The sequence below is a fragment of the Candidatus Hydrogenedens sp. genome (genome assembly GCA_035361075.1).
Taxonomy (GTDB): Bacteria; Hydrogenedentota; Hydrogenedentia; order Hydrogenedentales; family Hydrogenedentaceae; genus Hydrogenedens.
In genome coordinates, this window is record DAOSBX010000029.1 from 1 (window position 1) to 25,431 (window position 25,431).

The window sequence follows — 25,431 nt, forward strand, 5'->3', positions numbered from 1 at the left end:
GGGGGGGGGGGATGATTGTTTTTGTGTTAATATAAAGTTTATTATTCATTTGTGTATGTTTGTGTTGTGATATTACGAATGTAGGGGCGAAAGATTTTTCGCCCCTAAGCCAGTTTTACGGTCTTTTTAATATAAAAATTGCTCTTTACTATACAGGGTTATTTTAGGTATTCTCTGGGGGCTTTTCTAAGGTATCTTTCGGTAAATATATCGTCGGGTAGGTTAATATCATACTGGACATCGGAGTATTCTAATAAGGTTTCTCCACCAATATTGGTGTCGGTCATTTTTGATTTTATAACAGTGGGGTAGCCCTGAATTTCTTTTACTTCTAATGCTTCTGCAACTCGATAAACTTTACCGCCTTTTTCAAACTCTGCTTTTACAGGGATAAAAGTTCCTTTGTGGACATAAACTTTATAAGAATCGAATTCAACGCTTTTCGGGTCTTTGGGGGTATTTTTGATAACATAGAAGTTTTGTGTCGTTTCGATTAATTCGTGATTATCTTCATCAATACCTCTACCAGAGACATCTTCATAAAAGAAATGAGAGCCGACAAAACTGGTGCGTTCATCGGATGCGGCAATTCGTTTCACAACATCGAGAGCGGGAAGGTATAGCCAGCGGTCATCATCTTTACCGACATGTTTGTGAACCATAAAGACGGTATCTCGCACATCTGCGGGCTGGTGGAAATATACATAGAAGCGTTGTTCTTCATCTTTATCATCCATGTTTTTACGGAGGATAGTTAATTCCCTTGTGCGTTCACGGTTCTGAGCATCTTTGATTGTCATTTTGACGCGGGCTTTACCATCGTTCCCTTTATAGTATGCGGAATGGTTGGCTTTTTTAACAATTTCATTGACATCGGTCAAGTCCTGTGAAAATCCTTTTGGCATGAGCAGGAAAACGGCCACGATTGCTGTTAATAGAATGGATACATGTTTCATGGTAAAACTCCTTATCTTTACGGTTATTTGTTTTGATTTTCTATGGGTATTTCAACGCAAGGTTTGCATTGATTTCTACGAGAACTAATGAAGCAAATTATAGAAAGGATGATAATGGCTATTAACGAAACCCAACTGATAGTAGTCCAGCCAATATTTAGAAACTGATAGATATTAATAGCAACAGCACCTACAATTGTAATCCCTGTAACGATGCAGGTGTTGCACATGCAGGTAATACTGCAAAACCGTGTTTTAGGAAAGAGTAACGGTTCGAAAAGTCGAGTTAATGCAGGTAGAATAATTAATGTTCCTACGCCGGAGAAAAGCATAATAGAAGCCATAAAAGTTCCCACCGTAATATGGGGAGCAAGTGGTGCAAACAATAATGGAGTAAAGCCCAAGGCGATAACGATGATATTCCGATACAATGCCCGTGCCGTTTCTCCGAATAAAATCATGTGGGCTTTTTCCCACGAGCCCGTTTCATTATAGGCAACTCTGCCCCGTGCGAGGAAGTGAATGGCATAATCAACTGCAAGACCGAGAGTTAATGATGATAACACAGCAACAGGCATGTCGTAATATTTTCCAACTAACCCTAAGGCTCCATAGATAGCACCGATAGTAATTGTCAGAGGTATCATACTGAGTAAGCCCCATAAGCCCGAGTGGAATAAGATTATCATCATCGCTAAAACGACAAGGAACGACCCTAAAAAGGCCTCTAACATTCCTATGACCATTTTTTTCTGCCAGACGACATTGATATAAGTCAGACCATACCAGTCGTGCTTCATAGGGAAGGGGGGAGGATTATCTTTAATGAATGTATCTATGGTTTCAACTACTTTGTTCATATCTTTGTTGTCACCACTTTTTAATTGAACCCAGATACTGGCAGATTTGTAGTCAGGTGTAACGAAGTGATAAATATCTTGAGGACGATGGCTACCTTCATAGGTCATGATACATTGAGCCACAGCCCGGGAACTTTCCGGTATTCGATATTCCTTCTCATCACCTCCCATAAGTTCACGATGAACGGTTTTTATAAGGGTAGGTAAAGAATTTGTTTTCCCGACAATTCCTGTTTTCATCATGGTGTCATTTAATTGGTCTATATAATGAAGGATTTCAGGTTGTTTGAATATCTCACTCCTCTGGAGTTCAAGGCCGACAAACCTTTCTGCAAGGTCCCATGCATCCTGAGTTTCACTATTTGCATTGTTGAGTTGTTCACCACACCAATTCTGGAGCGATTCAAGTATAGATTTTAATTCCTTATTATCTGCCTGTTTATGTAAATTGATGAATTCAGAATAAACCTTTTCAGTAATTTCATTAGTATTTGCGTCATCTGCTCCGTTTTCTTTGAACCATTTAGTGAGTCTTTCCTTAAAACCTTTTTGATAATTATCAAATGAAAATTGACTTTCATCCGATTTTAAAGCCAGATATGCCATATATGTTCCGCCAAAATGTTTATTCAAAACTGTATCCGCTACTCTAATTTTATGGGTAGATTTGAACCATCGGGTAGGATTGTCATTAACTTCTATTTGCGTTATTCCATATATAGCAATGACTATCATTATAGCCGTGCCTAAAAGAATAAGTTTATATTGATTATAAGTGAATTTGCCGAGAGCATATAAAATCTTTGCAAGCAATGTATGTTCCTCTGCTTCATGAGAAGTTTTATTCACAGAGGCACCGAAGTTTTTGAGTTTCTTTTCGGATAGAAGCATGGCATATGCAGGGATAAAGGTTACGGTTAAAATCCATGCGATAGCAACGCCAACTGCAATGAATATACCAAAGGTCTGCACGGGTGGATTAGGTGTTAAAGCAAGCGAAGCAAATCCAGCAAGTGTTGTCAATGAGGTATATAACATGGGCATAAAAAGGGTATCCATTACGGATAATAAAATCTCTTTTCTCGGTTTTTGGGGAGTGTATCGTTCAAAAAATTCGGAAAGGATATGTATGGAATCCAATACCGCTATGGGCATAATAAACACAGGTATCATAGAACTCATAATGTGAACGGTATTACCGGAAATTACTAAAAGCCCCATAGTCCAGATGGTAGTAACAATCGCAACAATAAGAGGGGAGAGGATTAAAATTAATTGACGGAAAAAGAATAACATCAGTAAGAAAATAACCAACATAGCAAGAGGAGAAGAAATCGCCATTTGTTTGAACATCTCTACCCCAAAGGTATCGTTGGCAACAGGTAATCCCGTGATATAGTATTTTTCATCCCCCTTAAAGGTGGCTATTTTACCCTCTAATGCTTTACTAACCCGATAACTTTGATTCTTTGCTGTGATAGGAATATATAAGGCTATTGCTTTCCCATCTTCAGAAATAAGCGTATCCTTTAAGAACGGAAGTCGCTCCGTTTTCTTCTTTATTTCTAATGCTTCTTCATCCGTTGCAGGAGGGGAACTCATAAGCCATTCAAAGCGAACTTCTCCAATACCTCCTTGTTCGACATTATCCACAGTGGACGGAGCAATAAGTTCACTGGCTATAACACCATCATATTTTTCAGGCTCATTTGGATTTTGCCATTGAAGCGTTTTTGCAAATTCCGTTAACTCGTATATTTTTTTCAGTGTATCCGCATTAAATACTCCCTGCGGATGTTTTTCATTTACAATACCCAGAACTACAATTTCATAAATGGTAAATTGCTTTTTCATCTCATTATGAAATATACGCACTGCCTCTTTGTGGCTAAGCATATTTTCGGGGTCTGTATCAATACTGATTTTGTTTAGCATGGGAAATGATTGAGGAAATAAATTAGGAAGAGCCACAAGGGCAATGATTACGAAAGTAACTATTGCCATTACACCAACTACAGTTTTAGGATGATCAACAGAAAACTTTACCATTTTCAGTCCTGGGTTCATAAATATCTCCTTTTGTCGTGAGTTTATCTATAATAATATCAAATAAATACTTTTTTATTAACTTATTTTTGATGAGGAACACCTAATTTCTCTAATATCCACACCATTGGACACCAGTTGGTAATGCCCGATTGAAAAAGGTTTAGCCCTACAAAAGCGGTGAATAATAGCCAGTAGGGACTGTGTAAATAGGCAAGAGCCACACTTAGTAGCACAAAACTCCCTGCGATAAGTCTTAAATATCTTTCAATTGTCATGTCTAAACTCCTTTTATTTCTGTTTTTTTATTATAAAGCAAAGCCTGTGCCAAAAAGTAAAACTTTTGTAATTGCCTATTTAATAATAGTTTATATATGGGAAAGTTTGGATGTTTGATTTTGAAACATGATAAATAAATTAACATCGTTTAATTTTGAATATAGTTAAAGTAGTTCAGGTATTCTGCCTTACGATGAACTCGTAGGCAAGATATATGGGGCTACTTAAATTTATGATTAAAAACATATCATTTTTGAATTAATCCTTTAATTTATAGTATAAAAGAAGGGTTGAATGTACTCGGAGAGATGGCCGAGTGGTTGAAGGCGGCGGCCTCGAAAGCCGTTGTGCCGGTTTACCCGGCACCGTGGGTTCGAATCCCACTCTCTCCGCCAGTAAAAAAAGTATTAAAGTAATAGCTTCGTAGATGAATAAGAGGGTTATATAAAAGTGGGGAGGAATCCAGGTTTTAAACTTTGGGAATATTGAATTGATTTTGTTGGTAAAAGTAAAGAACTGGAGATATTCATCTCGAAATGTCTAAAGGGGAAGAGGGGTCAAATAATAATGAATTGAATTATGCATGCTATTTATTCAACATTGTATTTTATTGATGTACCTGGTTAAAATGTTGGAGGATAAATATAATTTTTTTGACCTGTTTATTTATTTGCATTTTGATTTCAGTTACTATTATAATAGGAACTGATATTAAAAACAGTTACTATTATAATAGGGACTGAAAAATATGGATAAAAACAAGATAGAACAGTTTTATATGAAATGGCAGTTAACTCTTCCGAAAAGAATTGAAGGGTATATTTATAATGAAAATAAGCAACTTCTGCCAATTCGATATATTTTCCCCAGATTTATAAATTTAATTGAGCGATTCTTAAAAAATGAGATTTCAGAAATAGAAAAGATTATTTTGATGCCAGGTATCAGAGGCATAGGGAAAAGCACCCTTTTATCTCAAATATATACTTTAGAGAAATTTTTATTACCTGATAATAAAAGTATCCTAAAGAATCTCGGAAAATTGGATGAAAGATTATATCTTGATGTAAGTCAGTTGCATGCAGAACAGATTTCGTTACATGACTTTTTCCAATTTTATGAGGAAATGAAAGATATTCATTTTGAAAAGCCAAATAAAAAAATATTAATTCTTCTTGATGAGGTCCATTTTGATGATAGATGGGGATTGTTTTTGAAAAATCTTTTTGATAGGACTAAAGGTCATAAAGATGTATTGGTAATAGCAACAGGTTCTTCCGCTTTGCACATAAATATAATTCCCGATTTAGGAAGACGTTCCGATATATGGGAAATGTTCCCTTTGGATTTTAGTGAGTATTTACTTTTAAAGTATGGCAAAGATATTGTCAAACATGGTTTTTCAGAAAAATTGCGGACGATAATATTTAGTTCTTCAACTGCAAAAGAAGTATTTAATAAATTATATAAGGAAAAGAAGCAAGTAGATAAATATTTTGTTAATGAAGTTCCTGTTAAAGCAGAAGAGGACTTTTTTGAGTTAGGAGGGTTTCCATCGTCGCTAAAAATAGAGAATAAACAAAAAGCAATAGAGAAAATAAAGAGTGTAATAGATGGTATTATCGCCAAAGATATTCTTAAATTAAAGAACTTTGAGACACATACTGTCGCAAAAATTACTGATTTGTTATATCTTTTAGCTCAGTCTGATTTGATAAGTTATAGTAAGCTTCAATCAGTGCTTCAAATAAATAGACCTGAAACATTAGACAACCTAATTGAGGTTTTGATGTTAAGTGGACTGTTACTTAAAGTAAAGGCTTATGGGACAACTTATGGACCTACACGAAAAACACCGAAATACCTTTTTATAACCCCTTCCCTTCGTTGTGCAATTTTAGATAACAATTTCTACGGTGGTATCGAAGGGAAGAAATTAGAAGATTATTTTGCATTAATCTTTCAAAAACATATAAGAAGAGGAAGTAGTATCGGTTCCCCCAAATTATCATTTGATATGGCTGAAGGTGGTGCCGATTTTATACTAACCCTGCAAGATAAAAGTAGCGTTGTAATTGAAGTCGGTTTTAATAAAGAAGATGTAAAACAAGTAGAAAAAACAATGCAAAAGGCAAAGAATTGCAAATATGGACTGGTATTTGGAAGTAACAATCTGGATTTAATCAATAATTCTATTGTAAAAATACCCTTACGATTTCTACTACTTATTTAATTTTTAGGAAATAATAGAAATCAGACTCAAAACTGATTGTGCCAGTTTTCCCGTCATTGTGGGCTTACATACCCCATTCCTACCTGATGAAAAGTTGAGAATAAATTTTTTATGTTTTATGATGCAAATTAATTATTGGACAGAATCTTTTATAAGAGTGAGAAGGATTTTAAAAATTCAGTCCCTATTATAATAAGAACTGAATTTTATTTCAGTTTCTATTATAATAATAATTAAAACTAAAATATTAATGGTGAGATTAAATGAAATCACTTTTTTTTGATGGGCGAGATTTATTTATAAGGGAAATGGATATTCCTATTCCAGAACAAGGAGAAGTATTAATTCGGGTATTAATGGCGGGGATATGTAAGACGGACTTGGAGATTGTGAAAGGGTATATGGATTTTAAGGGAATTTTAGGACACGAGTTTGTGGGTGAAGTAGTTGAAGCGGAAAATAAAAGTCTGATTGGTAAACGAGTTGTCGGAGAGATAAATTGTCCCTGCTATCGTTGTTCATTTTGCCTTCAAGGTATGTCGAACCATTGTCCAACCCGAACTGTGCTCGGGATAAATAATAGAGAGGGGGTTTTTGCAGAATATACTACACTGCCTGAAAGGAATTTGCATATTGTTCCGGATAGTGTGTCTGATGAAGTAGCAGTATTTACGGAGCCCGTTGCAGCGGGATTTCGCATCCTCGAACAAATACAATTTAATCCTGAAGATTTCGTAGTTGTGTTGGGTGATGGACGAATGGGACAGATTATTTCTCAAATTATAAATCCTTATGTCCGAAGATTAGTATGTGTAGGGAAACATACGAAAAAACTGTTCTTATTAAACATAATTGGAATTGATACATGTTTATTAGACTATTGGAAAGATAAAAATTTAGATGTCGTAATAGATGCCACTGGAAATCCTACAGCACAGTCTTTGGCATTAGATAGGTTACGACCTCAGGGGACATTAGTCATAAAAAGCACTACAGAAGAACAAAATACATTAAACCTTTCAAAATTGGTTGTGGACGAAATTAAAATTATTGGTTCTCGTTGTGGTCCGTTTGGACCAGCATTAAAAGCATTATCAGAAAAGAAAGTTGAAGTAGAATATATGATAAGTTATAAGTTTGCTTTTGAAGATATAATAAAAGCATTTGAGATTGCACAAAGTAAAGACTGCCTTAAAGTATTAATAGACTTTCGAAATAAGAAAGGATGAAATTATGAAAAAGAAAACAACAAAAAGTTGGTATGAGGTATCTCCAATTGAAATAAAAAAATATGCAGGTCAGATAGACCAGATTGCAGGTATACAAACATCCATACTTCAAGATGGCAAAGCATTCCCATCGCGTTCTGTTTTCGTATATACTGGTTCTGGTTTAGAGTTTTCTGTTTATTTAGATCGCTGTATGGACATTTCCCATGCGAGTTATAAAGGCATTCCATTAGGTTGGCGTTCTACACCTGGGGATGTCGCTCCCTTTTACTATGAACCTGAAGGTATTCGATGGTTACGAAGTTATTTTGGTGGTCTTTTAACCACTTGTGGTGTAACCAATGTTGGCCCTCCATGCGAAAGGAGTGAATTAACGGGGGAAGGATTACATGGTAGGATTAGCAGTACTCCTGCTGAAGATATTTGTGTTGAGAAAAAGTGGATAAGCGGAAAATATGTTCTCTCCCTAAAAGGAAAAATGAGACAAACAGCTTTGTTTGCCGAAAATATTATTGTAGAAAGAAAAATAGAAACATATTTAGGAGCAGATTATTTTAAAATTACAGATACCATAACGAACGAAGGTTTCCGTAAAACACCATTTATGATTTTGTATCATTGCAATATTGGTTGGCCTGTGGTTTGTAAAAAGGCAAAAGTCTGTATCCCTGCTAAAAGAACTATCCCGAGAGATGAAATTGCAAAGCAGGGGAAAGATGCTTGGTATGAAATAACACCACCTGAAGAAAACTATCAAGAAAGAGTGTATTTTCATGATGTTAAAACACAAAAAAATGGAGAAGTTATAATAGGCGTTTATAATGCAGAACAAGAACTTGAACAAAATTTTTATGGTGTTTACATCAAATATAAAAAAGCACAACTACCCAAATTAGTTCAATGGAAAATGTTAGGGACAGGTGAATATGTGATTGGCTTAGAACCTTGCAACGCAGGTGTTTTGGGAAAAGATGAAACCGAAAAAAGAGGCGAAATGGATTATCTTCAACCAGGTGAAACACGAATTCATGAACTCGAAATTGGAATTATAAATCAACAAGTAAGTGGCTATTTTTCAAATTTATAAAAATATAATTAAAAAAATTGACATAGAGTATATAAAAATTGTATTATTTCATATCAATTTTATAGTTTTTATATAATTTTACACCAAAAATATCGGGCAACTATAAAGGATAAAATTATGTATATTGGTAGTCAATCCACATCTACTATCCTTGATATTCTAAGAATTGGGCTACATGAAGTTATTAGGGCAACAGGTATTCCATCCGAGGTAAAGATTACTACAGAAGGATGTAGTATTGTTGTAAAATCCACTGATTTGAGTCGTAAAGTAGATTCAATGCAAATCACATTTAACCTAAAAGAATCTACAAATCCGACAGAGCTAAACAAAGCATTTGAAGACACAAGATTAGGTGTTCGTGTTAAAAATGAAGACGGAATATGTCGGGTGATGCTTCCTGGTTTTAATTGGAAGCAACTGCCTCTTTTAATTCCTGTAGATGGGGTTGTTGAAAAATTTAGCAAATCTTCACTTCGTTCGCGAACATGGCAATTAGAGGTTCTTGCATATTTAAAAACAGGTTTTAATATTAACGCAATGATTGAAATGATGAAGGCAAAAAATGCATCTGACCTTCACCTTAGAGCAGGTGCAAAGCCCTATATTCGTATTGATAATGATTTGATGCCTTTGGATATGCCACCATTAAATGCAGAAGATATGAGGGAGTTGTTGTATCAATTAGGTGGACAAGAAGAAGTAGATATGTTATATACAGAACGTGAAACAAGTTTCCAATACCATGCAGCAGGCATTGGATATTTGCGTTGCAGTGGTTATATTAAGATGGGTGCTCCAGCTCTTGCTATCCGTTTAATTCCAGAAGAACCATTACCATTCGAAAAGTTAAATATTCCAGAAGTGGTTCGTGATGTATGTAACAAACACAGGGGACTTTTCCTTGTATGTGGTATTACTGGGAGTGGTAAGTCAACAACATTAGCAGCAATGGTAGATTATATAAACGCAACGCGTTCTGCCAATATAATTACTATCGAAGACCCCATCGAATATGTGTATACCGATAAGAAAAGTATTGTTTCCCAACGTCAGGTAGGGAGAGATACCCTATCCTTTGCCAATGCTTTGCGTGGTTCCTTGCGTGAAGACCCCGATGTGATTCTCGTCGGTGAGATGCGAGATAGAGATACCATTCGTGCAGGATTAAGTGCAGCAGAAACAGGACACCTTGTTTTTAGCACACTACATACAACAACAGCAGTAGATACGGTAAATCGTATCATTAGCTATTTCCCTCAAAATGAACGAGACTTAATCCGACAGGAATTAGCCTATTCTCTCCAGGGAGTTGTTTGTCAAAGGCTATTGAAACGAGTTGGTGGTGGTAGAATACCATGTCTCGAAATATTATTAGGTGGAAAGCCTATTGTCCGCGATGCTATCCTTGAAGGTGACCTTGATAAACTCCATGGAATAATGGATGTTGATGGGGATATGAAGAGTTTTGACCAATATGCGGTAGAATTGTACCAAAAAGGATTAGTATCTAAAGAAGAGGCAATGAGTGCTTGCTCCAATGAAGAAGCCTTCGAACGAATTGTGTCGGGTATCAAGTCCTCTGAAGGTCGCAAGATTCTAAAATAGCCTTATTTAATAAAGAAAAAACCGTATACAAGCCCTATGACAATAAAAACAAGGGGTGGAATTCTGTAAATAAAGAAGAAAAGAAAACTGGTCAAAAGAAGAATTATAGATATAACAGAAATTGGGAGAAGGGTTACTAAAAAAAAGTGGTAAGACAAAAGAATAAGTTGTCCTATAATAGCAATATTAATCCCTCTTAAAAAAGATTGAACATTTTTATTGTCTTTGAAATTATTTTGAAGATTAATAAGAATTTGTAAAAATAGAAAAGCAGGGAGAAAAATCATAAAAGTAGCAAAAAGAGCACCTAAAATTCCATGTAAATAATATCCCAGAAATGTTGCAATAATAGCAAAGGGACCAGGTGTAGCCTGACTTATGGCTATACCTACAATAAAATCATGATTTGAAATCCAGTGTAATTTATTTACAAATATGTTTTGCAAGAGAGGGAGAAGTGCATACCCACCACCAAAAAAAATAAAGCCTATTCCAAAAAAAATAAAACTAATTGTGATAATTGAAGGTGTGCCTATCATAGAAAAGAGGACAGGTAAACCGTAAGATATTTTATTAGGCTGTATAAAAAAAATGGGTAGTAAGTTTTTTTCCTTTTCTTTTATAAAGTGGGAATACAAAACCTGAAAAAAGCCAGAAAAAAGAAGTAACACAACATAGTTTATATTAAGTATTCCACCTATTATTACAAGAGATATAATGAGTAAGAACCCAATGTCTTTTTTTATCTTAATAGATAAATCAAAGGCTGTGGACAGCATAAGAGCTATTATGACAGGGGAAATACCTTTTAATAAATATTGAAAATTGAATAGTTTATTAAACTTAAAATAAAGTCCAGTAAGAACACAAACAATAACAAAAGAAGGCAGTAAAAAAAAGAATGTAGATAAAATAGAACCCCAAATTCCCTTTAACTTTCTGCCTATGAAAGAAGTGGTGTTTACAGCAAAAGCCCCTAAAAATTGGCTTAAACTTATACCTATTGTAAAATCTTCATCCGTAATTAATTGTTTCTGTTCCACAAAACGATGCTTAATCATGGAAATAATTACCCATCCCCCTCCAAAGCCAATAGTCCCTATTTTTAAAAATTCCCAACATAGTTGAAATAGGGATATATTTCCAATATTTTTTTTCTTTTCTTCTTGTAAGGATTGCATTTTTAGGTGAGTAGATATTAACGTTAATTGAAGTTGGAAGTATTATACCACTTTTGTATAATAACTGTGTTATTATGGACGAAAAGCAACAACAAAAAGGAAACAAATTATGAAAATAAAAATAATCGTATTTACATTATTTATTGTTATTAGTTTGTTTATATTGTTTTTAAATAGTTTTGTTTGTGCTGAAGAAAAAACATTAAAAAATTATTACTGTAGTAAATGTGGAACTCACATAGAAGCGGTTAATCAACCGATGATGGGAAATTGTCAGGCAGGAGGAGGGCATTCATGGCGTTGTTTAGGCGAAGTAGGGGAGAGAAATTATCAATGTAGTAAATGTGGATTGGTTATAAAATCAAAAGACACTCCTTTTGGAGGTGTTCCCTGCAAAAATGGTGGAGGCCACAATTGGAAAAGGATTTCATAATTTGTTAATAATTTATATACTATAACATTAAGATATTATATTTAACAGAAGGGATTGCTTATGGGTAATATTTTAGAACAAATTGCAATGTGTGTCGAAAGAGGAAAAGTTAACAAGAATTCTCCTTATCCACCTGATATGCGTGGTCAAGATGGAGCAGAAGAATTAGTTCAACAAGCGTTGGCACAAGGGATACCAGCAGTAAAAATTCTAAATGAAGGTTTGATGAAAGGCATGAGCGTAATTGGCAAAAAGTTTAGTCTGAATGAAGTGTTTGTGCCAGATGTTCTAATGTCAGCACGAGCAATGAATGCAGGTATGCCTTTTCTAAAAAGTGCCTTTGAAAGAGGTGAAGCAAAACATAAAGGGATTTTTATTATTGGTACAGTTCAAGGAGATTTGCATGATATAGGTAAAAACCTTGTTCGAATGATGATGGAAGGAGCTGGCTGGAAAGTAATTGATTTGGGTGTTGATACAGCCCCTGAAAAATTTCTCGGAGCATTAAAAGAAAATCCAGGTGCTGTTGTCGGAATGAGTGCACTGTTGACCACTACCATGATTAATATGGAAAAAGCAGTTAAAGTCCTGAAATCGGAAGTGCCTGATGTAACTATTGTCGTAGGAGGTGCACCATTAACTCAAGATTTTTGTGATAAAATAGGAGCAGATGCCTATTCACCAGACCCACAAGGTTGTATTGAATATCTCGATGCAAAATTAGGATTAGCATGTTAAGAAAATACTATGGAAACAATTCTTTCAGGCTTATTATCATTAAAATATGAACCTGTAGCAATATTATGGTCAAATCAAAAACCAGAACATGCTATCGAATTTAAACCTGGCAAATGGGGTTGTGTAATGTGGTGGTTCGTTAGTTCTGCCAAGGGGAAGACAGCGGTATTCTCTCGGGAAACTTATGGTTGTTGGGGAGGTGGAATTGGACTTGGTTTCGGAAATTGCTATAAAGACTTTCCAGGAGGTGAAGATTGTTTTTGTAGGTTTCTTTCGACAGGAAATAAAGGACATCCGATTGGTGAAGGTGTTGCAGAACAAATTAAAAATTTTGTTACCCCTGAATTTATGCAGGATTTTCTTCATGGAGAAGGGTATCTATCTTCACCAGAACAAGTCCAGAATTTTATTCAGTCATTGCCCATAATAGACATTCCATATGAGTATGTTATCTTTAAGCCTCTATCTCAAATAAATACCGATATTGAACAGCCCAAGACCGTTGTCTTTTTAGTGGAACCACATCAATTGTCCGCATTAATAATTCTTGCCAATTTTCGTAGTAGGACAATGAATAATGTTATTGTCCCGTATTCAGCAGGATGCCAGACAATAGGTATTTGGGCGTATGCAAACGATGATGATAATGACCCAAAAGCAGTTATTGGTCTGACCGATATTTCTGCTCGATTAAATGTAAAAAAGCAGATAGGTGATAACTATTTAACAATTACTTTCCCATGGAAATTATTTTTACAAATAGAAGAGGATGCCCCAAACAGTTTTTTAGTAAAAGAAACATGGAGCCATTTAACAAAAGGAAAAGGGATTGGTGAGGGAGAATCTTAATGGATAGTATTTTATCATTAATAAAGGCAGGTAAAGTGTTGGTTGGTGATGGTGGATGGGGAACTTTATTAATAAAGGCTGGTATGCAAGCAGGGGAATGTCCTGAACTATGGAATATAGACCATCCTGACATTGTAAGTGATATTGCCATTTCCTATAAAGAAGCAGGAGCCGATTTGGTTTCTACTAATAGTTTCGGCGGAAATCGAATAAAATTAAAATCGTATGGTTTAGAAAATAAGGCAAAAGAACTCAATAGAAAATCTGCTTACCTGACAAGGAAAGCAGTAGGCGAAGAACATCATGTTCTCGCGTCTATTGGTCCCAGTGGAAAGTTCATTATAATGGGTGATGTATCTGAAGATGAATTATACGAAGCATTTCGTGAGCAGGCTATAGCATTAGAAGAAGGAGGGGCTGATGCATGCACAATAGAAACAATGTCCGATTTAGATGAAGCTCGATGTGCAATATATGCTGTAAAAGAAAACACAAACTTAGAGATAATTGTAAGTTTTACTTTTAAGAGAAGTAGTGATGGAGAACGGTTTAATACAATGATGGGAACAACGCCCGAAACGTTTATTCAAGAAATGAAAAAAATAGGGGTGCCTATTCTTGGTGTAAATTGTACATTAAGCGTTGAGGATATGAATGTTTTGTTACAAAAAATGTATACCTATGAAAAAGAAACACCCTTTTTAGTATATCCCAATGCGGGACAACCTCAATTAACTAATGAAGGAATTCGTTATCCAGAAACACCAGAAATCTTTAAAAAATATGTTTTTGATTTTTATAAAAATGGAGCCAGAATTATTGGCGGATGTTGTGGAAGCACACCAGAACATATACGAGCAATACGGAATGAAGTTGAAAGAATATCGCAAATATGAAATCTGGTAGTAGGAAGAAGAGGAGAACAATAAAACACCCAACATTAATGGAAATTTACAATACCCTATCTGATTTTTATGGACCAACAGGCTGGTGGCCTGGAGATACCCCTTTTGAAATAGCCATAGGGGCAATATTAACCCAAAATACAGCATGGTCTAATGTGGAAAAAGCCATTGAGAGTTTAAAAAAAGAAAACTTATTAGAGCCCTATAAAATAATTCATTGTAATCGAACTCAATTGGAACAAGCTATACGTCCCTCGGGATACTTCAGACAAAAAGCAGAACGGCTCATCATATTTTGCAATTATTTAATTGACAAATATAATGGAAAAATAGAAAAAATGAAACAAAAAAATACATCTGAACTAAGAAATGAATTGCTAAATATAAAAGGTATTGGTCCTGAAACAGCAGATGATATTTTACTATATGCTTGCGGACATCGAATCTTTGTTGTAGATTCATACACAAAACGAATCTTTTCAAGACACGGAATTCTCGACGAAAAATTAAAATACAGTGAGATACAAAACTATTTCCATAAATATTTACCTCAAGATGTCTATATTTATAAAGAATATCATGGACTTATTGTATGGACAGGAAAAGACTACTGCCGAAAGGTGCCTAAATGTTCTCTGTGTCCTTTAAATAAATATCCTATTTTTAATTTACAAAATGATGTTTGATTTATATTTTCGATAAATGGTATAATAACTCAACTTTTATCTGCCTGTCTATAATCCTATTAGTTTTAGCGGAAAGTAAATCTATAAAAACTGTAAGAGTAATAATACTATAAACAATTAAATTAAGGAGAAATGTTATGCCATTAGTTCCAATGAGACAAATTCTTGATGAAGCAGCCAAAGGTGGTTACGGTGTTGGTGCTTTCAATGTGAATAATATGGAGCAAATACAAGCAATTATGCAGGCTGCAAATGATACTAATAGTCCTGTAATAATACAGGCGAGTCGGGGTGCATTGAAATATAGTAAGATGATTTATCTGAAAAAATTGATGGAAGCGGCAGTAGAAGAATATCCACATATTCCTGTAGCATTGCACTTAGACCATGGAAACAGTGTAGAGACATGCAAGAAGGCAATTGAACTTGGTTTTACATCCGTAATGATAGACGGTTCATTGAAGGAAGATGGGAAAACGCCAAATAGTTATAAAGGTAATCTTGAAATTACAATAAAGGTGATTGAATTAGCCCATCCGTTAGGTGTAACAGTAGAAGCGGAATTGGGTTGTCTTGGTGGAATTGAAGATGGACATGGAGCAGGTTTGTCAGATAAAGATGTGGAAGCCCATTTAACAGACCCTGCACAGGCAGAAGAATTTGTAAAATTAACAGGTGTTGATGCTCTTGCAGTTGCAATTGGAACAAGTCATGGCGCTTATAAATCCTCCAGAAAAGACCCCGTTACAGGGAAAGTATTACCACCGAAGTTAGCCATGGACCGTATTATCGAAATTCATAAGAGAATGCCGAATTGTCATATGGTTATGCATGGCTCCAGTTCTGTTCCACAAGAATTAGTGGACATTATCAACAAATATGGTGGTAAAATGCCAGACACACAAGGTATTCCATTAGAAGAGATTAAAAAAGGTATTGAGAATGGAGTCCGCAAAGTAAATGTAGATACTGATAGTCGTCTTGCGATAACTGGTGCTATTCGTAAGGTATTTTGGGAACAGCCAGAAAAATTTGACCCCAGAGAATATCTTGGACCTGCACGTGAAGCGGCATATCACGTATATGTTGAGAGAATGAAAGCTTTCGGTCAGGCTGGTCATGCTGGTGACTATAAGCCATTGACTCTTGAAGATATGAAAGCTTATTACAAGAAGTAATATTTTTTATTCACATAGAATTTCTATAAGTAATATTTTTATCAAAATAAATTGAATAAAGGAGTGTTTTAAATGTGTGGAATTGTAGGTTACATAGGTCCTAAAAATGCAGTAGAAATTATCCTCTCTGGTTTGCACCGATTAGAATACCGTGGTTATGACTCCGCAGGTGTTGCAGTTGTAAATGAAAAAGGTTTGGAATTTATTAAAAGTGTCGGGAAACTCAAAGTACTTGATGCAAAATTGGAACAACACCCAATAAAGGGGCAATTAGGTATAGGACATACACGCTGGGCAACCCATGGAGAGCCCTCGGAAGTCAATTCCCATCCACATTTTGATATGAACATGGAAATTGCTGTTGTCCATAACGGCATTATTGAAAATTTTCACGAACTCCGCGAACAATTACAAGCAGAGGGTGTTAAGTTCAGGAGTCAGACAGACACCGAGACCATAGTTCATCTTGTAAGAAAATACTATGATGGTGATTTATTTAAGGCAGTTCAACGTGCCCTCAAAGATTTAAGGGGTGCTTATGCCATCGGTGTGATATGCAAGAATAACCCAGACGTTCTCGTAGCTGCAAGGAACGGCAGTCCACTTATTGTAGGTATAGGAGATGGAGAAGGATATATCGCTTCGGATGTGCCTGCTATTATGAAATATACCCGAAAAGTTATTTACATTGATAATGGACATGTCTGTGAGATAAAGAAGGATACTATTTGCATAGAGGATGTGGATGGAAATCCCATCCCTGTTCATGTTCACAATGTCGAATGGGATGATTCCGCAGCGGAGAAAGAAGGCTATCCTCACTTTATGTTAAAAGAAATTTTTCAACAAGCAGAAGTTCTTCAAAGCACGCTTCGTGGACGAGTGGAAGAAGGTTCTGATAAAGTGCAGTTAAGAGATATGAACATTTCTGAAGAAGAGTTAAAAGCTTGCCAGAAAATTTATGTTGTTGCATGTGGGACTGCATGGCATGCAGGAATGGTTGGCAAATACCTCATAGAAAAATTTGCACGTGTCCCTGTAGAGTTAGATTTAGCATCAGAGTTCCGTTATAGAGACCCAATTATTCCCCCAAATACAATTTTAATTGCGGTTTCACAATCAGGCGAAACTGCCGATACCTTAGAAGCCATCCGAATTGCCAAAAGTCGAGGTGCAAAGGTCGCATCCATTGTTAATGTTGTCGGTTCCAGCGTTGCACGTGAATCGCATGGGGTTATCTATCAGCAGGCAGGACCTGAAATTGGTGTTGCTTCTACAAAGGCATATACATCACAATGTATGGCATTTGCATTATTTACAATATGGTTAGGGCAAATTCGTGGGACACTCACAAAACAACAAGCCCGTGAAATGATAGAACATTTAAGAACGATTCCTGCAAAGGTTGATTATGTTTTGAAAAATCATGAAAAGGTGAAAGAATTAGCAAATCGTCCTGAATATAAAGACGCAGAAAGTTGCTTCTATTTAGGAAGAAATTTCAATTTCCCGAGTGCTTTAGAAGGTGCCTTGAAACTGAAAGAAATTAGTTATATCCATGCAGAAGGTTATGCTGCAGGGGAGATGAAGCATGGTCCGATAGCACTTGTAACCGAGACCTTCCCCGTTATTTGTATAGCAGTAAAAGGCGAAACTTACGAGAAGATGGTGTCAAATATTCAAGAAATAAAAGCAAGACGCGGTTTGGTTATAAGTGTAGCCACAGAAGGCGATGATGATATTGTTGCTCATAGCCGTGATGTTATCTATGTTCCTGATTGTTATGAGCCATTTAGCCCAATAGTTGTGGCTGTTCCATTACAACTTTTCGCTTATTACATAGCAGTTAATCGTGGTTGTGATGTAGACCAACCTCGCAATTTAGCCAAAAGCGTTACCGTCGAATAAAAGTTAACAAATAAAAATAAAAACGGGCAAATTAAAATAATTTGCCCGTTTTTTATTTCTATAATTAATATTACGCCTTACCTAAAAATATATTAATAAATTATGGTTTTTGTGTATTTTGCTTGTAGAAAATACGAAAACACTTTTTTCATTTATACCCTTTATGTGCTTCATAATAAATAATAGAGGGCATAGAGTATTACAACTGTGTGAAATTTTAATATAGGATTTAGTAACGATAGTGGTCGGGTTTGTAGGGTCCGTCAATGGGTACACCGATGTAGTCGGCTTGTTTTTGGGTAAGACGGTCTAATTTTACACCGATCTTTTCAAGGTGTAGTCTGGCAACTTCTTCGTCTAATTTCTTGGGTAGTGTATAAACTTTACCTTTTTCATATTTTTCAGGTTCAGTAAATAATGCAATTTGGGCGAGAGTTTGATTAGTAAATGAGTTAGACATTACAAAGGAGGGATGTCCTGTTGCACAGCCTAAATTAACTAATCTACCACGGGCAAGCAGGATGATTTCTTTGCCATCTGGAAAAATAAACTTGTCTACCTGAGGCTTGATGTTTTCTTCACGGATATTTTCCTGTTTTTCGAGCCAATCCACATCAATTTCTGCATCGAAATGACCAATATTGCAAAGTATAGCTCGGTGTTTCATTTTGAGCATGTGTTCACCACGAATAACATCGCAACAGCCTGTCGCAGTAACAAAAATATCGCCAATAGGAGCCGCATCTTCCATTCTCATAACTTCGTAGCCTTCCATTGCTGCCTGTAGAGCACAGATAGGGTCAATTTCGGTGATGATAACACGAGCACCCAATCCTCTCATTGCTTGGGCACAACCTTTGCCAACATCACCATAACCAGCAACCACAACTGTTTTCCCAGCAATCATAACATCGGTGGCTCTTTTAATCCCGTCGCCTAAAGATTCCCTACAACCGTAGAGGTTATCAAACTTTGATTTTGTAACGGAGTCATTGACGTTCATGGCACGAGTGAGCAGTTTGCCTTCTTTCATCATTTGATAGAGCCGATGGACACCAGTGGTAGTTTCTTCTGATACGCCAATCCAATTTTCGACTGTGCGATGCCAGCGGTCAGGGTCTTCTTGATAAATCTGGTGAAGTAGACTATCTACAATTTGTAGTTCTTTATGTCCATCACTGATAGGAGGAAGCTTTCCAGTTTTACGGACATGTTCTTCTAATTCATATCCACGATGAATGAGTAGCGTAGCATCGCCACCGTCATCTACTATCATATTAGGTGTTTCACCGTTAGGGAAGCACATGGCTTGATAGGTACACCACCAGTATTCTTCTAATGATTCCCCTTTCCATGCGAAGACAGGAGTTCCTGATGCAACAATAGCGGCAGCAGCCTGGTCTTGTGTAGAGAATATATTGCAAGAAGCCCAGCGAACATCTGCTCCTAATATTTTAAGTGTTTCAATTAATACAGCGGTTTCAATGGTCATGTGAAGAGAACCCATGATACGAGCACCTTTTAATGGCTGTTTTGTAGCATATCGTTCACGGAGAGCCATTAATCCGGGCATTTCATGTTCTGCTAATTCAATTTCTTTTCTCCCTAATTCTGCTAATTTAATGTCTTTAATTTTGTAGGGGAGGCCTGAGTGAATTTTTGGAAAACTTATGGGAGCAACTGCCATATTTCAACTCCTTTTTAGTGAGAGGTTTTCGTTATTTTGTTAATTATCTATATATTTTAAACGATTTAAGGTGGCTCTTTCACGTTTGTAATTATTGAAATGTAATATTTCCAAAGCAGGCAGTTATGTTACTTTTCTGCTCTACAGGAAAGATTTCTATAGTTATTACATGTTGAGTGCCAGCCCATTTTTCTACATTTACTGGTAGTGTTACCCATTGGGTGTCATTGATAGTCTGTTCAAAGACAGGATGATAATCTACTCTAAGTCGAAGTAAGAAAGGTTGGTTCTGAGGGGCACATGTCTCTATTGATAGTTGTTTAGCATTTGTTGGGATTTCAGATAAGTATTCAATAAGGGCGGGAACACCTTCTTCTGGCGGAGTAATTATAAGCACGTTATCATGATTAAATTTATTTTGAAAGACACCTACTTCCAATGATTTTTTGCACGACTTTACTTTCCATAGAGAGTTCCATTTTGCCACTTCTTCAGATGGTATAGGTGGGGTATGGATTTCTTTTTTATTTACCCATTGTTCTAATGTAGGTGGTGGAGTTGGAACTTGAATAGGGATTTTGTACAAGTTGTTTTCAATGCTTCCGCCAGCTTTTATAATGATTTGCTCAGCAACACGAACTGATGCATCAATGAGTGTATTCCATGAGTAGTTTGTAAAAATGAACTTATTATCACTAACTTTTGGCAGGTACTCTTTCCATACAGGTTCTAAAGCGGAAAAACCTTTCATACAACATAAGACACCTGCGGCTGATGAAGGATTACAATCGGCATCCTGACCGCAACGGGTTGTAATTTCAAGCGTTTTTTTCAGGTCTCCCTTACCATAGAGTAAGCCAATCGCAACATAGGCTCCATTGATTTTTGCATCAATGTTTACTAAATTCCCTGGAATGCAATCTATATCATCCTGCCATTTGTGTTCAATATATTTCCATGTTTCCAGCCAATCATCTGGATGTTGATGATAGGATGTTACAACATCTTCTATACATTTGCGATAGGTGCTTTCAGGAGGGATACATGAAAGCCCTATGCGAATCACTTCTTCAACATTATCATCAATAAAGAATGCCGAGGAATACATCCCTGCAATAAAATATCCAGCATAAAGCCCATCACCGTAATTCATGATGGAGCCAAAAACTTCTCCCAGTAGTTGCATTTCTTTGTATAGACCAGGTGTAATAATTCCAAACAGGTCACTTTCAATCTGAAAGTCAATATCATCAGCGTGATAATTAAAACGAGGATGGCCAGATAAAGGAGGCATAATACCCTTTCTTACATTCTCTCTACCTACTCTGTTGGCATGCCATAGCGGATATTTAGACTCAGCGAAGGCTTTCCCTGCCTGTTCGAATGAGATGTTAATGCCATACTTTTCAATGGCTTCCAAGAATGTCATTTCTACATATAAATCATCTTGTTCAAAGGTTCGTTCTAATGCTTCAGATGTCCATTCATCCAAAGGTTCGAGGATAGGAATTCCATTGGAACGAAATTCATACTTATCTCCATAAGTAACGCCTATCATTTGCCCTAACCAAGCCCCTTTACATTTGTCAATGTATTTTTCTCGGGAAAGTTCCCTAAATTCTGATGGGTTTATTGTTTGAGCACCTATTGTAAAAGCTAAGGTGAGAGGGATAATGAGAATAACATATCTTTTCATTTTGAGCCTCCTTCTGTTTCTTATAATGATTTAATAAAACCAGGTTCAAAGTCAACCCATACAGGGTCATACCCCTGGGCTTTAATGGCAGATACAACTTCTTCCACAGTTCTGTGGTCATCAATTTCAAATTGTTCTAATACTGGACGCTGTGAAGTAGTAGTATCCTGATATACTTTATAACCTCCGGGACGGGTTGATGACCCAGCACTCATTGAAGTAATGCCTAAAGGAATTAAGTGGTCCCGCACTTCCGCACTTTCACGAGTGCTTAAGTTAAAAGGAGAATAAGGCAGGAAGAGTCGCATCGCAGTAATAATTTGAACTAATTTTTCGAGGTTTACTAAATGTGGCACCTTAAAACGAGGAGGAGTATGTTTAAGCCTTGGGAAGGAAAGCGAAATGACGCTTTGCCAGCATGTCTTTTCTAAATATTTGGCGTGTAGTGCAAGCCAAACAACATCGAAACGCCAGTCACTGAGTCCTAATAGAACACCGCACGTAAGCCGACGGATACCAGTTCTCCCAGCTCTTTCAAGAGCATCGAGACGGTATAGATAATCCTTTTTCTTCCCAGACAGGTGAACTTTATCGTATGTGTCTTTATCGTAAGTTTCCATATATAAAGTAACACCTTCTGTTCCAGCATGTGCCAATTGGGCATAATGTGCCTCATCCATGGAATATACTTCGACATTGACAGATTTGAAATATTCTTTTGCGATACGTACTGCTTGCTCTATATATTCAACTGGAACACGATTAGGTGCATCACCTGTAAGGAGTAATACGGTCTGAATTCCTTTTTTACTTAATTCAATGCATTCTTCGCGTATTTGTTCTTCTGTTAATGTAACTCGTTTTTCTCGAATACCTGAGTGTGAAGCAAAATAGCAATATACACAATCAGATGCACAAAGATTCGAAAGATAAATAGGAGTGTATAAAGATATGGTTCTTCCAAAATGCCAGCGTGTAAGTTGATTTGCCTTTTGAGCCATTTTTTCAAGGAAGGGAACTGCTTTAGGAGAAAGAAGTGCAATTAAATCCTCAATGGATAAAGAATCGTTCTCTAACGCATGTAAAATCTTATCTTCATTAATTCCTTCATATATTTCCTGAATAAGGTCTGAACTCCACTTGTTGAGAATGTCTGAAAAAGAGTAAGGTTTCATATAATCAATCATTTTATATCGTTATTAAGATTTATTTTTAGAGTTAAACAAGAAACCTGTTAATGGAGAAGAAGCCTCGGCGGTATCACGTTGAGGGCCTAACCCAGCACGGAATGCTAATCGACCTGCTTCCGTGGCTAAACGGAAAGCAGTTGCCATTTTTTCATGGTCTTGTGCGTCTGCAAGAGCGGTATTAACGAGAACTGCATCTGCACCCATTTCCATTGCTTCTGCAGAATGAGAAGGTGCTCCTAATCCTGCATCTACAACAACGGGAACATTAGATTGCTCTATAATAATCTTTATCAGTTCTTTTGTTTTTAATCCCTTATTGCTACCGATGGGAGAACCTAAAGGCATAACTGTTGCTGTGCCTAATTCTTCTAATTTTTTAGCAAGTATGGGGTCTGCCTGAATGTAAGGAAGAACTGTAAAACCATCCTTAATTAATAATTCTGCCGCTTTAAGTGTCTCGATGGGGTCAGGTAGTAAATATCTGGGTTCTGGTGTCAGTTCTAATTTTACCCATGGCTCTAATCCTGCAGAGCGGGCTATGCGTGCTAATTTTAATGCTTCTTCTGCGGTTCTGGCTCCACTGGTATTGGGTAAAATAAGAATCTCTTTGGGGTTGAGGACAGAAAGGATACTGTCATTTTCTGGTTTTTTTAGGTCTACTCGCCTAAGTGCTACTGTTACAATTTCTGTGCCTGAAGCCTTTATTGTTTTTTGTAATGCTTCTGCTGATGGAAATTTGCCAGTGCCAATTAAAAGACGGGATTTAAATTTTCTTCCGGCAATAATTAGCGGGTCATCAAATAAATATGTATTATTTATTTCTTCCATTTGATATGCCTTTTGGAATAATTAAGTTATTAGATATAACAAAGAATGGTTTAATCTCATTTCGATTGATGTATTATATTTTATCAAAAATGAGGATGTTAACGGGTTAGTTTTCAGGCAAGTTAAGATACGAGCCTTCTTCGCTGGGTTTGATTTCTATCCATGCTTTTTTGGGGTCAAACTTAGGCAAACGCCAGAGTATCTCAGGAGTAATGTCTTGAGCATAGATTGGGCTTGTCATAGCATATACTTCCACATCGCCAAATCCTTTTTGTTTTTCAGGTGGGCCTATAATTCTTAATCTATATGCACCACTTCTTGTAGGTTTATCTGTGAATCTAAGTGTAAAATTATCACTTTCAACTATTTTTGTTACAATTGGTCTACCGTTAAATATGACCTCTAATTTTTTTCCTTTAGCATTTGTAACAATCGCTTCAAATCGTATGTCAATACCTAATGGGACAATGCCACCAATAGATACATCAATTTTATTGTCTGCTAATGAATCCGCAACAAAACTGAGTTTTGGACCATTGGGTCCAGAAGAAACATAGGTTCTGCCGAGACGAATACCATCAAGAATAGCGGACAACGATTTTTTTTCAGCTCGAACATAGGTTATAGGTCTTCCTAAAGGCACAGATGGGTTTGATGAATGACTTCCAGCAATACCGCATATCATAGCACCTCTTGCTATTTCATAGTCCCAGAAACGGGCTGCCTGAATATTAGCAGAAACATTAGCAATGTTAGACTCATTTACTGCCGCGGCAAGTGAATAAATAAATTTGCCATCCTTTTTTTCTTTAATCCAGTCATCTAATTTATCCATTGTTAATGGGGGAATGGCTCTCCACTCTCTACACCAGACCTGGATGGCGTTTACATAATTTAATCCCCATTGCCAAAATCCTGTTGGGAAACATGGATGTGCAATTGCGAAAATGCCACCTTGAGCCTGGACACGGATACATTCCCCTTGTGCTTCAGGGATAGTTGATGGTATATCGAGGGGGGTTCGTGGACAGTACACAAGTGCATAACCCATTTTGTCATTACCCCATTTCATTGCTGGAATGAGGACAATCTTCTCAGATTTATATTCTGGGTCTTCAATAGATTTTAGTGTATTTATGTCGGTAATGGCTAAGAAATCGAGATTCTCTTTTTCCGCCCTTTTAATGAGTTCGCCTACTGATTCAGAACCGATACTATATTTGGAAAAGGCACATAGTTCCCCTTTATACCATCCTGGCTTGTCATTAAGAACTTTATCATTTATAGGAATCGTCTTTTTACCTGGGATATCCAATGGATTATATGGGTCGGTTCCTGCTTCAATTTCTACTCTATCAAGAACAAGGTCACAATCACCATCGAAATCTCTAAGGACGAGAGGTCCTGTTGTTCCCTCTAATAGAGTTATAGGTAAAAAAACAGGTTGGTTTTCTTTAATTGTAATGTCTTTTATCTGAACCATGACAGGAACGCCATTGTCGTAGGCGAATATATAGGCGCGAAATTGCCCTATAGGAACGTTCTGTTCTCCTTTTCCCTCTGGAAAGTCAAAACGATATCGTTTTCCTGTCTCTAATTCAAGCAAGTCAATACGAGCACCCCAATATTTTCCAACTGCATCTGTTACATCGATGTCTAATGTGCCTGTAGGCCCAGAATACGTGTTATATGTCTGATTCTCAAATTGGTGAGTGACCGTAGGTTTTTGAGAGGGAGTCTCTTTTTTAGGAGTTTTTTTCTTGGCATACGTATTTTGGGTGATTAAAATTAAGGTAACAGTTATGGTAATAACTAAAAACAACTTTTTTAATTTCACTATCATTAATTATGTCC

Annotated in this window: 20 protein-coding genes and 1 tRNA gene; 12 read left to right on the top strand and 9 right to left on the bottom strand. The window is 36.5% G+C overall.

Annotated features, from left to right (window positions below):
• Positions 1 to 158 precede the first annotated feature (158 nt).
• The 3 genes from PLJ10_09490 to PLJ10_09500 form a co-directional block, all read right to left on the bottom strand.
• Positions 159 to 956: an outer membrane lipoprotein-sorting protein gene (locus PLJ10_09490; protein ID HOK09882.1), complete on the bottom strand. Its 798-nt coding sequence runs from the start codon at positions 954 to 956 to the stop codon at positions 159 to 161.
• A gap of 23 nt (positions 957 to 979) precedes the next feature.
• On the bottom strand, positions 980 to 3,883 hold the full coding sequence (locus PLJ10_09495) for an MMPL family transporter (GenBank protein ID HOK09883.1): 2,904 nt from the start codon (positions 3,881 to 3,883) through the stop codon (positions 980 to 982).
• Between the two features lie 62 nt (positions 3,884 to 3,945).
• Positions 3,946 to 4,140, bottom strand: coding sequence for a DUF2892 domain-containing protein (locus PLJ10_09500; protein HOK09884.1), 195 nt, complete (start codon positions 4,138 to 4,140; stop codon positions 3,946 to 3,948).
• Between the two features lie 303 nt (positions 4,141 to 4,443).
• Between PLJ10_09500 and PLJ10_09505 the strand changes: the two genes are divergently transcribed.
• The 5 genes from PLJ10_09505 to PLJ10_09525 all read left to right on the top strand — a co-directional run bounded on the left by PLJ10_09505 (position 4,444) and on the right by PLJ10_09525 (position 10,298).
• Positions 4,444 to 4,536 (top strand) — tRNA-Ser (locus tag PLJ10_09505).
• Positions 4,537 to 4,889: 353 nt separating this feature from the next.
• On the top strand, positions 4,890 to 6,374 hold the full coding sequence (locus tag PLJ10_09510) for an AAA family ATPase (GenBank protein ID HOK09885.1): 1,485 nt from the start codon (positions 4,890 to 4,892) through the stop codon (positions 6,372 to 6,374).
• Positions 6,375 to 6,637: 263 nt separating this feature from the next.
• Entirely contained in the window at positions 6,638 to 7,603 is a 966-nt protein-coding gene (locus tag PLJ10_09515; GenBank protein HOK09886.1) for an alcohol dehydrogenase catalytic domain-containing protein, read from the top strand.
• Between the two features lie 4 nt (positions 7,604 to 7,607).
• Positions 7,608 to 8,690: an aldose 1-epimerase family protein gene (locus PLJ10_09520; protein ID HOK09887.1), complete on the top strand. Its 1,083-nt coding sequence runs from the start codon at positions 7,608 to 7,610 to the stop codon at positions 8,688 to 8,690.
• A 117-nt stretch (positions 8,691 to 8,807) separates the two neighbouring features.
• Positions 8,808 to 10,298 carry a PilT/PilU family type 4a pilus ATPase gene (locus PLJ10_09525; GenBank protein HOK09888.1) on the top strand — a complete coding sequence of 497 codons (1,491 nt, stop codon included), beginning with the start codon at positions 8,808 to 8,810 and terminating at the stop codon, positions 10,296 to 10,298.
• A gap of 2 nt (positions 10,299 to 10,300) precedes the next feature.
• Here the strand turns inward: PLJ10_09525 and chrA are convergent, their stop codons facing one another.
• Complete coding sequence (gene chrA, locus PLJ10_09530; protein ID HOK09889.1) at positions 10,301 to 11,479, bottom strand: chromate efflux transporter; 1,179 nt, start codon at positions 11,477 to 11,479, stop codon at positions 10,301 to 10,303.
• A gap of 109 nt (positions 11,480 to 11,588) precedes the next feature.
• On the opposite strand from chrA, the gene PLJ10_09535 reads away from it, so the two are divergent.
• The 7 genes from PLJ10_09535 to glmS all read left to right on the top strand — a co-directional run bounded on the left by PLJ10_09535 (position 11,589) and on the right by glmS (position 18,176).
• A complete protein-coding gene (locus PLJ10_09535) occupies positions 11,589 to 11,912 on the top strand; it encodes a hypothetical protein (protein HOK09890.1) in 324 nt (107 codons plus the stop codon).
• A 60-nt stretch (positions 11,913 to 11,972) separates the two neighbouring features.
• The gene (locus PLJ10_09540) at positions 11,973 to 12,650 is read left to right on the top strand and encodes a corrinoid protein (GenBank protein ID HOK09891.1); all 678 of its coding nucleotides are present in this window, start codon (positions 11,973 to 11,975) and stop codon (positions 12,648 to 12,650) included.
• Between the two features lie 9 nt (positions 12,651 to 12,659).
• Positions 12,660 to 13,499: a DUF169 domain-containing protein gene (locus PLJ10_09545; GenBank protein HOK09892.1), complete on the top strand. Its 840-nt coding sequence runs from the start codon at positions 12,660 to 12,662 to the stop codon at positions 13,497 to 13,499.
• Positions 13,499 to 14,395, top strand: coding sequence for a homocysteine S-methyltransferase family protein (locus PLJ10_09550; GenBank protein HOK09893.1), 897 nt, complete (start codon positions 13,499 to 13,501; stop codon positions 14,393 to 14,395). The genes PLJ10_09545 and PLJ10_09550 overlap by 1 nt, the downstream gene beginning before the upstream one ends.
• A complete protein-coding gene (locus tag PLJ10_09555) occupies positions 14,392 to 15,090 on the top strand; it encodes an endonuclease III domain-containing protein (protein HOK09894.1) in 699 nt (232 codons plus the stop codon). Before PLJ10_09550 ends, PLJ10_09555 begins: the two co-directional genes overlap by 4 nt.
• 137 nt (positions 15,091 to 15,227) lie before the next feature.
• Positions 15,228 to 16,268: a ketose-bisphosphate aldolase gene (locus tag PLJ10_09560; protein HOK09895.1), complete on the top strand. Its 1,041-nt coding sequence runs from the start codon at positions 15,228 to 15,230 to the stop codon at positions 16,266 to 16,268.
• Between the two features lie 72 nt (positions 16,269 to 16,340).
• The gene (gene glmS / locus PLJ10_09565; protein HOK09896.1) at positions 16,341 to 18,176 is read left to right on the top strand and encodes a glutamine--fructose-6-phosphate transaminase (isomerizing); all 1,836 of its coding nucleotides are present in this window, start codon (positions 16,341 to 16,343) and stop codon (positions 18,174 to 18,176) included.
• Positions 18,177 to 18,405: 229 nt separating this feature from the next.
• Here glmS and ahcY read toward each other — a convergent pair whose 3' ends face one another.
• The 5 genes from ahcY to PLJ10_09590 form a co-directional block, all read right to left on the bottom strand.
• Positions 18,406 to 19,863, bottom strand: a complete 1,458-nt coding sequence (ahcY, locus tag PLJ10_09570; protein ID HOK09897.1) for an adenosylhomocysteinase — start codon at positions 19,861 to 19,863, stop codon at positions 18,406 to 18,408.
• A 91-nt stretch (positions 19,864 to 19,954) separates the two neighbouring features.
• Positions 19,955 to 21,559, bottom strand: coding sequence for an ADP-ribosylglycohydrolase family protein (locus PLJ10_09575; GenBank protein HOK09898.1), 1,605 nt, complete (start codon positions 21,557 to 21,559; stop codon positions 19,955 to 19,957).
• A gap of 20 nt (positions 21,560 to 21,579) precedes the next feature.
• Positions 21,580 to 22,734 carry a 2-iminoacetate synthase ThiH gene (gene thiH, locus PLJ10_09580; protein HOK09899.1) on the bottom strand — a complete coding sequence of 385 codons (1,155 nt, stop codon included), beginning with the start codon at positions 22,732 to 22,734 and terminating at the stop codon, positions 21,580 to 21,582.
• A gap of 24 nt (positions 22,735 to 22,758) precedes the next feature.
• The gene (locus PLJ10_09585; protein HOK09900.1) at positions 22,759 to 23,577 is read right to left on the bottom strand and encodes a thiazole synthase; all 819 of its coding nucleotides are present in this window, start codon (positions 23,575 to 23,577) and stop codon (positions 22,759 to 22,761) included.
• A gap of 106 nt (positions 23,578 to 23,683) precedes the next feature.
• Positions 23,684 to 25,420, bottom strand: coding sequence for a CehA/McbA family metallohydrolase (locus PLJ10_09590; protein ID HOK09901.1), 1,737 nt, complete (start codon positions 25,418 to 25,420; stop codon positions 23,684 to 23,686).
• Positions 25,421 to 25,431: the final 11 nt, after the last annotated feature.